Annotated in this window: 14 protein-coding genes; 10 read left to right on the top strand and 4 right to left on the bottom strand. The window is 72.6% G+C overall.

Going from position 1 to position 15,698, the window contains the following annotated elements; all coding sequences use genetic code 11:
• Nucleotides 1-34 precede the first annotated feature (34 nt).
• From RIF65_RS08490 to RIF65_RS08455, 8 genes are all read left to right on the top strand, one after another.
• Nucleotides 35-1,393 (top strand): glycerophosphoryl diester phosphodiesterase membrane domain-containing protein, encoded by a 1,359-nt coding sequence (locus RIF65_RS08490; protein ID WP_309065092.1) that lies wholly within the window; start codon nucleotides 35-37, stop codon nucleotides 1,391-1,393.
• Complete coding sequence (locus tag RIF65_RS08485) at nucleotides 1,390-2,058, top strand: DUF4129 domain-containing protein (RefSeq protein ID WP_309065091.1); 669 nt, start codon at nucleotides 1,390-1,392, stop codon at nucleotides 2,056-2,058. The genes RIF65_RS08490 and RIF65_RS08485 overlap by 4 nt, the downstream gene beginning before the upstream one ends.
• Nucleotides 2,055-3,290, top strand: a complete 1,236-nt coding sequence (locus RIF65_RS08480; RefSeq protein WP_309065090.1) for a DUF4350 domain-containing protein — start codon at nucleotides 2,055-2,057, stop codon at nucleotides 3,288-3,290. The genes RIF65_RS08485 and RIF65_RS08480 overlap by 4 nt, the downstream gene beginning before the upstream one ends.
• A 53-nt stretch (nucleotides 3,291-3,343) precedes the next feature.
• Nucleotides 3,344-4,267 (top strand): AAA family ATPase, encoded by a 924-nt coding sequence (locus tag RIF65_RS08475; RefSeq protein ID WP_309065293.1) that lies wholly within the window; start codon nucleotides 3,344-3,346, stop codon nucleotides 4,265-4,267.
• Nucleotides 4,268-5,575: a DUF58 domain-containing protein gene (locus RIF65_RS08470; protein WP_309065089.1), complete on the top strand. Its 1,308-nt coding sequence runs from the start codon at nucleotides 4,268-4,270 to the stop codon at nucleotides 5,573-5,575. It begins immediately after the preceding gene.
• A gap of 57 nt (nucleotides 5,576-5,632) precedes the next feature.
• The gene (locus RIF65_RS08465; RefSeq protein ID WP_309065088.1) at nucleotides 5,633-6,067 is read left to right on the top strand and encodes a Fur family transcriptional regulator; all 435 of its coding nucleotides are present in this window, start codon (nucleotides 5,633-5,635) and stop codon (nucleotides 6,065-6,067) included.
• Nucleotides 6,060-7,556, top strand: coding sequence for a catalase (locus RIF65_RS08460; protein ID WP_309065087.1), 1,497 nt, complete (start codon nucleotides 6,060-6,062; stop codon nucleotides 7,554-7,556). Before RIF65_RS08465 ends, RIF65_RS08460 begins: the two co-directional genes overlap by 8 nt.
• 154 nt (nucleotides 7,557-7,710) lie before the next feature.
• The gene (locus RIF65_RS08455; protein ID WP_309065086.1) at nucleotides 7,711-8,487 is read left to right on the top strand and encodes an aquaporin; all 777 of its coding nucleotides are present in this window, start codon (nucleotides 7,711-7,713) and stop codon (nucleotides 8,485-8,487) included.
• Nucleotides 8,488-8,503: 16 nt separating this feature from the next.
• Here the strand turns inward: RIF65_RS08455 and RIF65_RS08450 are convergent, their stop codons facing one another.
• The gene (locus tag RIF65_RS08450) at nucleotides 8,504-9,493 is read right to left on the bottom strand and encodes a stage II sporulation protein M (protein ID WP_309065085.1); all 990 of its coding nucleotides are present in this window, start codon (nucleotides 9,491-9,493) and stop codon (nucleotides 8,504-8,506) included.
• A gap of 16 nt (nucleotides 9,494-9,509) precedes the next feature.
• Here RIF65_RS08450 and RIF65_RS08445 point away from each other — a divergent pair, with 16 nt between their 5' ends.
• Nucleotides 9,510-10,319, top strand: coding sequence for an RDD family protein (locus RIF65_RS08445; protein WP_309065084.1), 810 nt, complete (start codon nucleotides 9,510-9,512; stop codon nucleotides 10,317-10,319).
• A gap of 49 nt (nucleotides 10,320-10,368) precedes the next feature.
• Here the strand turns inward: RIF65_RS08445 and RIF65_RS08440 are convergent, their stop codons facing one another.
• Nucleotides 10,369-10,575: a DUF3499 family protein gene (locus tag RIF65_RS08440; RefSeq protein ID WP_309065083.1), complete on the bottom strand. Its 207-nt coding sequence runs from the start codon at nucleotides 10,573-10,575 to the stop codon at nucleotides 10,369-10,371.
• A gap of 217 nt (nucleotides 10,576-10,792) precedes the next feature.
• On the opposite strand from RIF65_RS08440, the gene RIF65_RS08435 reads away from it, so the two are divergent.
• On the top strand, nucleotides 10,793-11,224 hold the full coding sequence (locus tag RIF65_RS08435; protein WP_309065082.1) for a hypothetical protein: 432 nt from the start codon (nucleotides 10,793-10,795) through the stop codon (nucleotides 11,222-11,224).
• Nucleotides 11,225-11,230: 6 nt separating this feature from the next.
• Here RIF65_RS08435 and RIF65_RS08430 read toward each other — a convergent pair whose 3' ends face one another.
• Together RIF65_RS08430 and RIF65_RS08425 are read right to left on the bottom strand one after the other, a co-directional pair.
• Complete coding sequence (locus RIF65_RS08430) at nucleotides 11,231-12,610, bottom strand: DUF5719 family protein (RefSeq protein ID WP_309065081.1); 1,380 nt, start codon at nucleotides 12,608-12,610, stop codon at nucleotides 11,231-11,233.
• Nucleotides 12,607-15,648, bottom strand: coding sequence for a glycosyltransferase (locus tag RIF65_RS08425; protein WP_309065080.1), 3,042 nt, complete (start codon nucleotides 15,646-15,648; stop codon nucleotides 12,607-12,609). Before RIF65_RS08425 ends, RIF65_RS08430 begins: the two co-directional genes overlap by 4 nt.
• Nucleotides 15,649-15,698 lie beyond the last annotated feature (50 nt).

The following is a 15,698-nucleotide window of genomic DNA, read 5'->3' as shown; positions in this document are numbered from 1 at the left end:
CCACGATGGGGAGGGCACAGCGGAGGGAGTGCGCGTGAGCGGTCAGAGCTGGACACCGGCCCCGAGGAGGGGTGCGATCCCGCTGCATCCGATGACATTCGGGATGCTGCTCGGCCGCGCGTTCAGCGCGCTGCGCCACAACCCCAAGGTGCTCTTCGGGTTCGCCGTCGCCGTACAGCTCGGGGTGATGTTCGCCACCGTCGGGCTGATGATCCTCGCCCTCGCGCTCACCCTGGGCCGGTTGCAGACGGTGCCGATCGGGTCGCCCGACTACGGTCCGGTGCTGGCCGGCACCATCGCGATCAACGTGATCGTCGGGGTGGCGCTCGCCCTGGCGAGCGTCGCCTTCACCGCCGTGGTGCAGGGTCTCGTCGCCGCCGACGTGGCGTTCGCCGCGGTCGGCCGCAAGGCGCCCCTGCGACTGCTGTGGGGGCGGGTGCGTCCGGCCTTCTGGCGACTGTGGGCGTGGGCGCTGCTGCAGGCGCTCGTGGTCCTCGGTGCCCTGGCGCTGGTGTTCGGCGTCGTGTTCGGCATCATGGCGGGATCCGGCTTCGACGAGGCGTCGATCGGCATCGCCGTGATCCTCGCCCTGCTTCTCGTACTCGGCAGCATCCCGCTGACGGTCTGGCTGGGCACCAAGCTGCTTCTCGTGCCGTCGTCGCTGGTGCTGGAACGCGCCACGCTCCGCGGCGCCATCGTGCGCTCCTGGCGGCTCACCCGCGGACGGTTCTGGCCTGCGCTCGGCGTGATGTTCCTGGTCGGGATGATCATGGGGCTCGCCACTCAGGTGGTCAGCCTGCCCGGCACCATCCTCTCCGGCATCCTCGGCGGCATCATCGCCCCGACCGCCGATCAGGAGCCGACCGCGGTCGTCGGGTTCATCGCCGCCACCGTGCTCCCACAGGTGCTCGTGCTGGCCGTGCAGGCCATCACGCTGGTGGTGCAGGGCACCGCCGCCACCCTCATCTATCTGGACAGCCGGATGCGGTACGAGGGGCTCGACCAGACCCTCATCGCGCACGTGGAACGCAGCCCGCTCGGCGTCCCGGACGAGCAGCTCGGCGATCCGTTCGCTGTCGACCCCGCACGCGCCGTCTCCAGCGCGCCTCCGCCCGTCCAGGCGCCGATCCGCCCGGCGGGCCCGCCGCAGCCGCACCCGCCCGCGCCCGGCTACCAGCCCGCCGCGCAGCCGTACCCGCCCGCGTACCCGCCCGCCGCGCAGGGGTACCCGCCTGCGCAGCCGTACCCGCCCGCGCAGCCCGGCCACACCCCTCCGGCGCCCGGCTACGCCACTCCCCCGGTCCCGCCGGCGCCCGTTGGACCGCCGCCCCGGCCCGAGGTGATGCCACCGTCCTCGCAGAGCCCCTGGGCCCCACCCGGCGGGTCGCAGTGAGCCTGCTCCTCCCGGCCGACGTGTTCATCCCCGACGGGGATGAGGCGCGCGAATGGGCGGAGCAGGAGCTCGCGAAACCCGCCTATCAGGCGGCGAAGCCGACCTGGTTCGACAACCTGATGGCCGACGTGTTCCGCTGGTTCCTCGAGCTGTTCGACCGCGAGGGCACCGGCACCATCGCACCTTTCGCCACCACGCTGATCGTCATCGTGGTCGTCGCGACGCTCATCGTGGCGTTGCTGGTGTGGGGGCGGCCGCGCGCGTCGCGCGCCGTACGGAGGCATCGCGACCTGCTCGGTGTGCGCGACGAGCGCACGGCCGCGCAGCTGCGCGCCGACGCCGAGAAGCGCGCGCGTGAGGGGGACTGGGACGAAGCCGTGGTGCTGCGCTTCCGCGGCCTCGCCCGCGACCTGCTCGAGCGCGACCTCATCGACCCGGCGCCGGGCGCCACCGCCCAGGGCATCGCCCGCGAGGCGGCCGTGCCGTTCCCGGGTTTCGCCGACCGCCTGCACGACGCCGCGGTGATGTTCGACTCCGTCCGCTACCTGCGCGTGCCCGCCACCGAGACCGGGTACCGCGCTCTCGCTGCGACCGACGATGCCCTCCGCGGTGCTGCTCCCCTGCTGGCATCCGCTGCGCCCGACCTGCAGGGGGTGCCGGCATGACATCCTTGCTGGTACCCGCGACCCCGCAGCGCGAGCGCCCCGAGACCGACGACGCGGCCGATCGCGGGCCGTCCTCCACCGCCGCTCCCCGGCCGCGGCGACTGGGCAAGGTCCTCGGGTGGGTGTTCGTGGCCGCACTGCTGCTCGGGGTCTCGCTGCTGTCGCTGCGGTTCGTCGCCACGCAGCCCGACCTGACCGGCGCGCTGCACCCCGACAGCGTCGCGCCCGCCGGCGGCAAGGCCCTCGCCGAGCTGACGCGCCAGCAGGGCGTGGAGGTCAGCGTCACCGGCAGCCGTGCCGAAGCCGCCGCCGGGGTCGACGACGACACGACCCTCGTGCTGACCGATCCGTTCACCCTCACCGACGCGGCCGCAGAGGGGCTGGTGGGCAGCGCCGACCGCGTCGTCCTGCTCACCAGCAGCTCGCGGATGCTGCGTCTGCTCGACCTCGGCGACCCCGCCGACCCCGGGGGCGGGCGAGTCGAGGCGGGGTGCACCGTCAGCGAGTTCGCCAGGGTGGGGACCATCGAGGCGGATCGCCTGTTCCGTCCCGACGCGGGCGTCGACGGCTGCTTCCGCGACGGCTCGGGGGACGCGGCGGTGCTGCGCGCCGAGCGCGACGGCCGTCTGGTCACGCTGGTCGAGGGCTCCCGTCTCTTCTCGAACGCCGCGCTCGCCGAAGACGGCAACGCCGCCCTCGGGCTGGCTCTGCTCGCACAGACCGACCGCGTGATCTGGTACGTCCCCTCGTTCCAGGACAGCGACATCACCGGTCAGCAGGAGGACACGCTCGGCTCTCTCACGCCCGAATGGGTGACCCCGGCCATCCTGCTCCTGATGCTCGCCGGCATCGCCGCCGCGTGCTGGCGCGGGCGCCGGTTCGGCCCGCTCGTGGCCGAATCCCTCCCGGTCACCGTGCGCGCCTCGGAGACCATGCAGGGGCGTGCACGCCTGACCGCGAAGGCGGCGGATGCTGCGCACGCCGGTGCGGCCATCCGCGAGGGCACGGTGTCGCGCCTGTCGCGCCGGCTCGGGCTGAGCGTCCGCGCCGGCGTCAGGGAGGTCGCCGATGCGGCATCCGATCGCCTGCGCGTGCCGCGTGGATCGCTGTACGAGCTTCTCGGCGGCCCCCCGCCCGCCACCGATCGCGATCTCGTCGATCTGGCACGCAAGCTCGCCGAACTCGAAGCGGCCGTTGAGAACGCCGTCCACATCGAAAGGAACGTCCCGTGACGACCGAGACCACCGCACCAGCCGCGATCGACGACGCCGCCCTGCGCCAGGCCATGCACCGTGTGCGGGCCGAGGTCGACAAGGCCGTCATCGGCCAGGCCGGCACCGTGACCGGCCTGCTCGTCGCCCTGCTCGCCCGCGGGCACGTGCTGCTCGAGGGCGTGCCCGGGGTCGCCAAGACTCTCGTCGTGCGCAGCTTCGCCAGGGCGATCGGGCTGGACACCAAGCGTGTCCAGTTCACACCGGACCTGATGCCGGGCGACGTCACCGGCTCGCTCGTCTACGACGCCCGCACCGGGGAGTTCGAGTTCCGCGCAGGGCCGGTGTTCACCAACATCCTGCTCGCCGACGAGATCAACCGCACCCCGCCCAAGACCCAGGCCGCGCTGCTCGAAGCGATGGAGGAACGGCAGGTGTCGGCGGACGGCACCAGCCGCCCGCTGCCCGAGCCGTTCCTGGTCGCCGCGACGCAGAACCCGGTGGAGCACGAGGGCACGTACACGCTGCCGGAGGCGCAGCTGGACCGGTTCCTGATGAAGCTGGTCGTCGGGATGCCGGAGCGCGACGCCGAGGTGTCGGTGCTCCGGCTGCACGCCGAGGGGTTCTCACCGCGCGCGCTCACCGGCGTGAATCCGGTGGTGAACCCGGAGGAGATCCGCGCGGCTCAGGATGCCGTCGCGCGCGTCCAGGTCACCGACGACGTGCTCGGATACGTGGTCGACCTCGCGCGGGCCACCCGCCAGTCGCCGTCGGTGGAGCTGGGGGCGAGCCCGCGCGCGTCGACCGCGCTGCTCGGCGCGGCGAAGGCGTGGGCGTGGCTGAACTCCTCGTCCGCCGTCACGCCCGATCACGTCCAGATGATGCTCATGCCGGTGTGGCGGCATCGCCTGCAGCTGCGTCCTGATGCGCAGATGGAGGGCGTGTCGGCCGACGCCGTGCTGCAGTCGGTGGTGCAGCAGACCAGGGTCCCGATCTGAATGTTCCTCACCGCGCTCCCCGCGCTGCTGGTCGGGCTCGGCGTCGTGCCGGTCGTGCTGCTCAGCGCGCTCGGCATGTCGGCCTGGGCGGTCTTCGGCGCCTGGCTGCTGCTGTGCATCGCCCTCGTCGCGGTGGACGTCGCCCTGGCCGCCGGCCCGCGCGCGGTCGTCGTCACCAGGCAGGTGCCGGCCCGCGCCAGGCTCGGCGAACAGGTGACGGTGTCCGTCGCCGTGCAGAACACCGGCCGTCGGGCCCTGCACGGCCGGCTCCGCGACGCCTGGCAGCCGACCGCCGGCGCGCCGGCCGAGCGGCCGCGGATCAGCATCCCGCCCGGCGAGCGGCGCCGGGTGCGCATCCCGCTGCTCCCCCGGCGCCGCGGCGAGCTCGTCAGCGAGTTCGTGGTGATCCGCTCGCGCGGTCCGCTGGGTCTCGCCGGACGCCAGGCCACGCACACAGTGCGCGGTGCCCTTCGGCTGCTGCCGGCGTTCACCTCCCGCAAGCACCTGCCGTCACGACTCGCCCGCCTGCGCGAGCTGGACGGCAACACATCCATCCAGGTCAGGGGGCAGGGCACGGAGTTCGACTCGCTGCGCGAGTACGTGCGCGGTGACGATGTGCGCTCGATCGACTGGCGCGCCACTGCGCGAGCGGGCACGACCATGTTGCGCACCTGGCGCCCTGAACGCGACCGCCACGTGGTGATCCTGATCGACACCGGCCGCACGGCGGCCGCGCGCGTCGGCGACAGCACGCGTCTGGACGCGTCTCTGGAGGCCGCCCTGCTGCTGGCGGCGCTCGCCGCGCGCGCGGGGGATCACGTCCACCTGCTGATGTACGACCGCATCGCCAGGGCGCGGGTGACGGGCGTCGACGGGGCAGCACTCCTGCCCGCACTGACCGACGCGATGGCCCCCGTGCACGCCCGGCTCGTCGACACCGACTGGGCCGGCGCGTTCGCGGCCGTGCGCACCCTGACCACCCGTCCGTCGCTCATCGTGGTGCTCACTGCGCAGGACGCCGCCGAGTCCGCACGCGGCTTCCTCGGCGCCTTCCCGGACGCCTCGCGTGCCACCACGGTGCTGGTGGGCTCGAGCACCGACGACAGCATCGAGCAGCTGGCGCGGCGCCGGGGTTCCCGCATGGACGTGTACCTCGCCGCGGCCGCCGAACGCACGATGCGCGACGCGCAGATCGTCGCAGACGCCGTGCGGCGCGCCGGCGGCGAGGCCATCGCGGCCGACCCGGAGCAACTGCCCCCGCGGATCGCGGACCGCTACCTCGAACTGAAGGCGGCGGGCCGGCTCTGACTCCTTTCCTGAGCGATTCGTTTTCACGAATGACTCAGGATTAGCTAGGCTGGCGTCATGACCCCCCACGCCGTCTCCGAGCGCCTGCACGCCGCGGGCCTGCGCGTCACCGCGCAGCGGATCGCCGTCATCGATGCGCTGCAGGCGGCTCCGCACGCATCGGCCGATGCGGTGTACCGGCGGGTGCGCGACGGCGTCCCGGGGATCGCCCTGGCCACAGTGCACAGCATCCTCGGCGATCTCACGGCAGCAGGCGTGGTGCGCCGGGTCAATCTTCCGGACGTCGGCAGCGCGCTGTATGAGATGCAGCACGCCGACGACAACCATCATCACGTGCAGTGCGTGCGGTGCGGTCGCGTCGAGGACGTGGCCTGCGCCGTGGGCGCCGCCCCGTGTCTGCATCCGTCCGGCGACCACGGCATGCGCATCCTCGAAGCCGCGGTCATCTATCGAGCCCTCTGTCCCGAATGCGAAAGGAATGGCAATGGCTGACAAGCCCGCAACCACGACACAGACCGGAACCCCGGTGGCGAGCGATGCGCACTCGCTCACCGTCGGCGCCGACGGCATCACCGCTCTGCACGACCGCTACCTGGTCGAGAAGCTCGCCTCGTTCAACCGCGAGCGCGTCCCGGAGCGCAACCCGCACGCCAAGGGTGGTGGCGCGTTCGGCGAGTTCGAGGTGACCGAGGACGTCTCGGCCTACACCCGGGCCGCCGTGTTCCAGCCCGGCGCGAAGAGCGAGACGCTGCTGCGGTTCTCCTCCGTCGCCGGCGAGCAGGGCTCTCCCGACACCTGGCGCGACGTGCGCGGTTTCGCGTTGCGCTTCTACACCACGGAGGGCAACCTCGACATCGTGGGGAACAACACCCCCACCTTCTTCCTGCGCGACGCGATGAAGTTCCCCGACTTCATCCACTCCCAGAAGCGCCTCGGCGCCTCGGGCCTGCGCAACGCCGACATGCAGTGGGACTTCTGGACCCTGTCGCCCGAGACCGCCCACCAGGTCACCTACGTGATGGGCGACCGCGGCCTGTCGCGCAGCTGGCGCCACCTGAACGGCTACGGCTCGCACACCTACCAGTGGGTGAACGCCGCCGGCGAGCGGTTCTGGGTGAAGTACCACTTCCTGTCCCACCAGGGCGTGGAGCGCATGGACGCCGACGAGGCCGAGCGCATCGCCGGTGCCGACGCGGACTACTACCGCCGCGATCTGTACGAGGCGATCGAGCGCGGCGACTTCCCGAAGTGGGACGTGTACGTGCAGGTCATGCCCTACGAGGAGGCCAAGACCTACCGCTACAACCCGTTCGACCTCACCAAGGTGTGGCCGAAGTCGGACTACCCGCGCATCAAGGTCGGCACGTTCACGCTGAACCGCAACCCGCAGAACTTCTTCGCGGAGATCGAGCAGGCCGCGTTCTCGCCCGCCAACCAGGTTCCCGGCACCGGCATCTCGCCGGACAAGATGCTGATGGCGCGCGTGTTCTCGTACGGTGACGCGCAGCGCTACCGCATCGGCGCGAACTACAACCAGCTGCCGGTCAACCAGCCGCACGCGGCCGAGGTGCGCAACTACATGCACGAGGGCCAGATGCAGTACCACTTCAACCCGGCCGAGCACCGCGTGTACACGCCGAACTCCTACGGCGCGGCCGGCGGCCCCGAGGCCGACCCGCTGCTCGGCGTGGAGGCCAGCTGGGAGTCCGACGGCGAGCTGGTGCGCGCCGCTTACACGCTGCGTGCGGACGACAGCGACTTCGGTCAGGCCGGCATCCTGTACCGCGAGGTCTTCGACGACGAGCAGCGCGCCCGCTTCGTGCAGACCCTCGTGGGCCAGTACAACGCGCTGACCGTCCCCGCCATCCAGGAGCGCTTCTTCTGGTACTGGACGCAGGTCGACCAGGACCTCGGCGCGCAGCTGCGGGCCCTGGCCGGCGCGCCGCTCGGCGAGCCGGAGCCGGTCGGCGTCGGCGAGTGACCCGACGGTGACGCCACGAGGCGCCCTCCGCCCCCGTCGAACGGGACGGAGGGCGCCTCTGCGTGTCGCACGGCCCGGCAGTGTCCGACGTCGCGGCAGTGCGAGAATGTGATTCACCCGCACCGCACCGCTTCCCGCCCGAAGGAACGATCCGATGACCGACCCCACCACGCCCTCGACCCCGTCGCTCGGTGCCCAGCTCGCGGCCGAGGGATTCGGCGCGTTCCTGCTGGTGTTCGGCGGGATCGGCACCGCACTGTTCGCGGGTGAGCTCTTCACCGACCCGGGTTCCGCGGCGTCTGTTCACGTTGCGGTCGCGCTGGGATTCGGACTGGCGCTGCTGATCGCGATGTACGCCTTCGGCCCGCTCTCCGGCGGCCACTTCAACCCCGCCGTCACCCTCGGGCTCGCCGCGGCGGGGCGGATGCCGTGGCGCGGCGTGCTGCCCTACATCGTCGCCCAGCTGGCGGGCGCGGTGGTGGCGACCACCGTCCTCACCCTGATCGGCATGTTCGGCCCGGAGACATGGGTCACGACCGTGCAGGACGCGGGCTTCGCGAGCAGCGGGTGGGGCGCCCTCTCCCCCGGCGGGTTCGGAGTCCTCGCCGCCATCATCGTCGAGGTGATCCTGACGGGCTTCCTGCTGCTGGTGTTCCTCGGGGCCACCCATCCCGAGCGGGGAACCCCGTTCGCCGGCGCGGTGATCGCCCTGACGCTGACGCTCATCCACCTCGTGAGCATTCCGGTGGACAACGGCGCGGCGAACCCGGCGCGTTCGATCGCCACGGCCATCTACGGCGGCATCGAGCCGCTGGCTCAGGTGTGGGTCTTCATCGTGTTCCCGATCGCCGGCGCGATGCTGGCCGGCGTGGCGTACCGCGCCCTGTTCGACGGCGTCGCCGGCGCGGAGGTGCCCCGCCCCGGGCTGTGAGCCGCGTCGCGTCGACTCAGCCGGCGGTGAGCGTGGGCGTGCCCGCCTCGTACTCGACCAGATCGCCCGTCTCGCCTCGGCGCACGGCGCGCCGGCCCGTGACGAGCATGTAGAACAGGAACACCGCGAGAGCGGCGGCGCCGATGCCGATCTTCACCGGCCACGGCAGCGCCGATCCCGTCACGAACCCCTCGACGAGGCCCGACAGCGCCAGGGCGAACACCAGTCCGATGGCGATCGTCGCGAGGGCCCGCCCCTCGGAGGCGAGCGCCTGCCCCCTGGTGCGGTGACCGGGAGCCACCCACGCCCAGAACAGGTGCAGACCGGCCGCACCGGCGACGAAGATGCTGGTCATCTCCAGCAGCCCGTGCGGCAGGATGTGCAGGATCATCGTGTCGAGGTGCCCGTACGCCGACATCACCGACGTCGCCACGCCCAGACCGAGCGCGTTCTGCATGAGCAGCCAGACCGGCCAGATCCCGGTGACTCCGAACAGCACGCACTGCATGGCCAGCCAGGCGTTGTTCGTCCACACCATCCCGGCGAACGACGCCGCCGGCTCGTAGTAGTCGACGAAGTCCTCCTCGGCGTACTGCTGCAGCACGTCGGGCGGGCCCAGCGCGGCGATCCGGCCCGGGTCGGCGGCGATCCAAGCGGCGCTCAGCACCCAGATGAGGATGAACGCCGCCGCGATGATCCCGGTGGTGCGGCGGACCCGGAACAGCGCGGCGGGCAACTGCAGCGCGAAGAACCGCGTGGTCTGCGCCATCAGGTTGTCGCCGGCGCCGGTTAGGCGCAAACGCGCCGCCGCGAGGATCGTGGAGAGATAGGCGCCCTGGGGCGTGTCGCCGACGGACGTCTTCAGCTCCGCGAGGTCGGCGGAGGCCGCTCGATAGCGCAGGATCAGTTCGTCCACGCCGGCACCGTCGAGGTGGCGGGCGCGACTGAGCGCATCCAGCCGCTCCCATTCCGAGCGGCGCGCATCGCTCAGAGCATCGGCGTCCACCTGATTTACTGTACTCATGTCCATGCCGATCGCCGACGAGCAGGAGATCCTCTCCGGTGAGGCCGTGGCGATCGATGTGCAGCCGGTCGGCTTCGTGCTGCGCGCCGCCGGCGCGCTGGTGGACATGCTGATCAGCTTCGCGGTGTTCTTCGCCTTCGTCTTCGTGCAGCTGTGGCTGTCGAACATGAACCTGATGTCCGAGCACCTGGGGCGCATCCTCACGGTCGTCGCCATGGTGCTGAGCTTCCTGGTGCTGCCGGTGACCGTGGAGATGGCCACGCGTGGACGCAGCGTCGGGAAGCTCATCGTCGGCGGCCGCATCGTCCGCGTGGACGGCGGCGCCATCACGTTCCGACACAGCTTCATCCGCGGGCTGCTGGGCGTGCTGGAGGTCTACCTGACGTTCGGCGGCGCCGCGGTGATCGCGGGCGCTCTCACCGCCCGGTCGCAGCGACTGGGCGATCTGGTGGCCGGCACCTACGCGCAGCGCGTGCGCACGCCGCGGCTCGAGCAGCACCTGCCCTATCTGCCGCCATCGCTGACGGAGTGGGCGCGCATCGCCGACGTGGCCAGGCTGCCCGATCGCCTCGCCCGCCGCGTGTCCCAGTTCCTCGTCAACGCTCCGCGGCTGTCCCCGGCCGCCAGGGTGCGGGTCGCGCAGGAGCTCGCCACCGAGGCCAGTGCCTTCGTGTCGCCGCTGCCCCCGGTCTCGCCCGAGGAGTTGCTGCTCGGCGTCACGGCGTTGCGCCGCGAGCGGGAGAAGCGCGCGCTCGCCAACGCCGACGACCGCGCAGAGCGGCTCTCCGGGCGGCGCGTCCGGGTCTGAACGTCACCCGGACGGCCTCGAACGAGGGATTCGCCCGGTCAGAAGGACGTCAGCCGCGCAGCGCCTCGTGGCGGACGACCAGCCAGCCGGCGGGCACGGAGAGCCGGTCCGCGTGCTGTGCGCACAGGTCGTGCGCGTGCGGGTGACCGGCGGGGCCCAGCGGTCCGAGGGCGGCCATCTGGCCGTCGTAGTCGTAGGTCAGCGTCGCGACCGCTTCGCGCGCGCAGGTCACCTTGGAGCACAGTCGTTCGTCCATCGTCTCCAGCGTAGGCGCGGTCGGCGACGGCATCCCGATGCCGCGCGGCGCGGGCCGATGTTGGGGTGCCCCGAGATCCGCGACGACCGAGCTGAAGGAGATGGCAGGAAACGAAGGAGCGGATGCCGGGAACCGGCCCTTCGTTTCGGGCGATCTCCTTCACTCGAACCCCGCACCACCCGGCCAACGAGCGGAGATCAGCACCTAGACTTTGAGCATGGCCCGTCGCAGTCCCTCCCGCCCCGCGGCACCGCGACCCGCCCGGCACGGGCGGCACGGTCGCCTGGGTCGCAGCGAGGTCGTGCGGCCTCCCCTGCCTCCGCTGGACGGGCGGCTGGACCGCTTCGAGCTCACCGTCGGCAGCGCGGTCGAGTACCTGCGCAGCACCTGGGAGGAATTGCGTGACGTGCGGTTCGAGATCGCCGCGATGCCGCTGCACGACCGCGGCGACGGGATCCCGAAGTGGCGGGTGGATCACAACGAACGGCGCGTGTCGCTGTACCGCGTGCCGATAGAGCGGCTGCTGCCGAAGGGGCATGACGACGCCGCCCACCGACGCGTCGCGATCGAGAGCGCGGTGTTCCACGCCGCCGCCGAGTACGTCGGTCGTGAGCCGTGGGAGCTCGGTCCGGACGCTCCCGATTACTGAACCGCGTCAGCGTCGCACCACGATCGGCTGCTGAGTGGCGGCCGACGCCCACAGCGGCCATCCGGCCACGATCGCCTCGTCGTCCGCCCCGCGGATGCCGATCGCGGCGTGCACGGGCCCTGACGGTGTGAGCGTGTAGCCGCCCGCGGAGACCGGCAGGGACGCCGAACCGCCCGCACCGAGCTGGAGGCGACGTCCACCCTGCCCTTCCAGCGTGATCGTCACGCCTTCGTCTGAGGTGTTGCGCAGATACAGCGTGGCCGGATCATCGCCGGGCACGGAGAACATCGTCGGCGCGGCGATCTGCGGCGCCGGGGTCATCCACGCGAAGTCGGCCACCGCTCCTGAGCGCACCATCTGCCGGGCTGCCGCCACCACTGGCGCCGCGGCGTCGACCTGCACGTCGTACGCGCCGTCGGAGAGACCGGTGAGCGCGATCTCCACCGGCGTGCCGGTCACGAGCGGCACGGTGTACTCGTCCAGCACGGATGTCGTCCCCACCGCGCGCACGCGCACCGTCGCCTCGGTGTCGGCCTCCGGCGCCAGCAGTCGCACGACGGCCCCGGTGGCGTCGTCGCCCTCGGTGATGGGGGCGACCTGCACGCCTACCAGGGTGTGGCTGTTCTGCGCGCCGCCGACGCCGTCCTGGATGTCGATGCCGACCGGCTCCAGGGTGCGGACCAGCCCCGACTGCAGGGTCGCCCGCACCGGTGCGCCCTCGGCGTTCACTTCGACGACGGGGTGCTGCTGACCCGAAGCGACGGATGCCAGTGGCACACCCATCTGCGTCTTGGCAGGCACGATGACCGTGGAGGCCGCCCGCGCCTCGCCGTACACGTCGAGCTGGACCGTGGCGGGGACGTCGCCGGGGTTGGACAGCACGATGACGTCGGAGGCACCGGTGGAGACGTCGCCGCCGACCAGCCACGATCGCGTGGACGGCTCCCGGCACGGCGCCGCCGCCAGTCCGCGCAGATCCTCGTCGTCGAGGGTGACGGATTCGACGGCCGCGAACTGCGGTGCGGTCCGGCCCTGCACGACGCCGGTGAGCACGCGCGCCCCGGTTCCGCCCTCCAGCTCGGGCATGGCGAGATCAGCGGACTCGGGCTGCGCGGCGGCGGCGTCGACGCGCACCTGCGGGGCGGCGGCCGAGATCATGAGCTCGGCGCGCATGGAGTCGCGTCCGAGCGCTCGGAACGAACCGTTGCACACCAGCACGGTGTCCCCGGGGACCGGGGCGACGGTGCTGTACGCCGGCTCTGTCTGGACGGTCGGCCATGGTGCTGCGGCGGCACCGGTCACTCCGACGACGCACGCCGCCGCGATGGCGGCGCCGACGGCGATCCGGGAGCCGGTCGCCGCCAGCCGGATGGTCCGCTGCTTCATCGGTGTCCCTCCTGCGTGGCGTCGGCTCCGTGATGTGAAGCTTCACGCGCGTCGTGCTGCGTGTCCTGATGCTCGTCGCCCGGTGCCGGTGCGGCGGACGAGGACTCGGCCTCCGGTCCGGGCGGTCGTGGTTCGGTGCGCTGGACGTCCTCGGGCGGATGCTCACCGGCATCCGAAACGAGCTCCTCGTGTTCCTCCCCGAGACCGGCGCGGTCGCGCCGCCGCGGCAGCACCATCGGCTCCTCGGCGGCGCGTCCCACGATCCGGGAGCGCGACCGGGCGGCGCGACGTGAGGCGCGGGTGGGGATGGAGAGCAGGACGGCGGCCAGCACCACGATGATCTGCAGGGTGCTGACCAACCGGCTGGTCGCCTCCTGCGCGGCGGTCAGCTCACCGCGCGGTGCGACGTCGCCCTCGATGCGCCACAGCATGCCGCGCTCGGTCTCGCCCGCTTTGACGAAGCCGGTGCGCTGATCGACGGCGGTGATCGCTGCCTCCCGCATGCTGCGGGCCCTGTCCTGTTCGCCGACGGTGCGGGCGAGCAGCACGAAGCCGACGCCGCGCTCGGCGAGCGCGGCGGACGCGTCGAAGTCCCGCGCCGAGATGAGGTCGACGGCGTTCTCCGCGAGGCCGTCGTCCGGATGCCGGGTGGCGGTGCTCAGCATCGTGGTCTGAGCCCCGAGCGTGGCGCTCGGCCCCCACACCAGCTCGACGGCGAGGGAGCCGTCGTTGAGCGGAGTGACGACGAGCGTGCCTCGGTCGGCATCACCGTCGGCCTGAGCGGCCACCAGAGCGGGCAGGGTGCTCTCCGGACCGTTCCCCAACGCGGTGTGCGCGGTGTGCACGGCGAGGAAGGAGGGCAGCGCGACCACGGCGAGCGCCAGACCGGCGGTGGCCGCCGCCACGGTCCGCACGCGCGGCACGGCGACGATCGTGTCGAGGGTCACCAGCGCCGCGCCGACCACGCCGAGCCACGCCAGGCTGAGCCCGGTACCCGGCCACAGCGGCACACCTGCGCCCTGCCAGAAGGAGACGACGACGCCCACCGCGAGCACCGAGGTGGCCAGACCGCTGAACGCGACCAGCAGCAGGGCGTACCCGGCCCGCCAGCGCGGGGACAGCGCAGCCGCCAGGGCGAGGACCGCCACCGGCGCGACCAGCAGCGGCGTCCACGGCGAGAACGCGGCCGCGAACCACTCCCAGCCGGCCCGGTCGGGCGACGGGAAGCCGGTGGCGAGGAGGGTGCGCCCCGCGGCATCCGCTCCCGCCTGCCCGAGCGGCCGGATCGCGCCGGGGTCGGCGAGCAGGGCCCACGGCTCACCGTGTCGGAGCTGCCACCAGATCAGCGGAGCGAACAGCGCGACGCTCGGGATGAGCAGCCAGATCACCCGGACCGCACCGCGCACCCGGCCGCTGACCAGGGCGATGACGAGCGCCACCGCACACAGCAGCACGAACGCCGGGGCGAGGGAGGGAGCGCAGGCGAGTGCGCCGGCGGTGAGCACGGATGCCGCGCCCGCGGCGCCCCAGGAGCGGTGTGCTACCGCGGCGGTGTGGAACACCCACGGCAGCAGCAGGTGCAGGATCACCGCGGCCGGCCGGCCCTGTACGAGCGCGGTGAGGAATGTCGGCGCGAGCGCCCACAGCACACCGCCGAGGATCCGCAGACCGGCGCGATCAGTGACGCGGGTGGCGGCGAACCAGCCGCCGAGCACTGCGAGCGGGAGCGCACCGAGCCACAGCAGGATCAGCGCGAACGACGGGGCGCCGGGCCACAGGGTGCCGAGCACGGCGAGGACCGCCGCGAAGGGGTCCGCGGGTCCGACGAGATCCTCGCCGAGCCCTCGGAGTCCCCAGGTGGCGTCCGCCCACAGCGCGCCGATCGTCTGCCGCATAGGCAGGAGCGCGCCACCACCGAGCGCCGGCCAGGCGAGCAGCTTCGTGAAGCAGGCGATGCTCACCACCAGAGCGGCCAGCACGGCCCACGCCCCACCCCCGCCGAAGAAGTGCAGTTCGCTGACCGCGCCGCGCTCGCTGCCGTGGCCGTCGTCGAGCCGCTGTCGCAGCTGAGTGCGGGAGACGCGCAACGGCGCGATGCTCGACCAGGAGGCGGTGTGGAACTCACGGATGGCGCGGCGGGCACGCACCAGCCCGCCGATGTTCAGCATCGCGGCGATCGCAGCACCCCATTCCGGGGCGACCTCGGCGGGGCGCTTGCCGACCAGATGGGTGATCGACCGCCACAGTGCCAAGGGCAGCAGGCTCAGCCAGTGCAGCGGCACGAGCGCCGCGGGGGCGTACGCGAGTCGACGGTGCAGCTGCGCCCGTCGAGTGACCCACGCCCTCGCCGCGACGCGCTTCGGCAGCGCCGCGGGGCCATCGGATGTCACGGCGATCCTGGCCTGTGGGACGAGCACCACGCGGGCGCCGCCCAACCGGGCACGGACGCCCAGGTCGAGTCCTTCATCGGCGCCGCCGAGGGCCGGGTCGGGCCGCAGCACTGTCGGCGCCTCACCGCGGACGAGCATTCCGCGCACGTCGGCGCCGAGAGCGTCCTCGGTGGCATCGTGCTGCCCCTGGTCCAGCTCGTGGGCGGCGAGCTCGACGGTGCGACCGAGCGTGCTCATGCTCACGCCGAGCGACACGATCTCCCGCTCGTCGTCGTCGCGGACGAGTTTCGGCGCGGAGATCGCGGCGGAGGGGGAGCGCTCCAGCGCGCCGGCGAGCAGTTGCAGGGCCTCCGGCTCAGGGACGGTGTCCTGCGCGAGCAGCCAGACGGCGCTGCCCGGTGACACCCGCGGCTGGGCGAGGGCGACCGCTTCGGCGAAGGTGGTGCTGGTGCGGGCCTCGATGATGCCCTCGACGATGCGGCCGATGCCGGGCAGTCCGCGCACCGAGGCCGCGTTGCCGGCGACGACCACGGTCACCGCGGCGGGCGGCAGGGTCTGCGCGCGCAGAGCCTCGAGCGTGCGGGTGAGCTGAGCGGTGGCGGTGTGGCCGGATCGCGCGACGACGACGGCATGGACTCGAGCTGGCATGACGACAGTCAGCCTATGCAGGCCGTGGCGATGCCCGGGTCAGCGCGACC

Source organism: Microbacterium sp., assembly GCF_031180975.1.
Taxonomy (GTDB): domain Bacteria; phylum Actinomycetota; class Actinomycetes; order Actinomycetales; family Microbacteriaceae; genus Microbacterium.
This window is presented reverse-complemented; position numbering and strand designations above follow the sequence as displayed.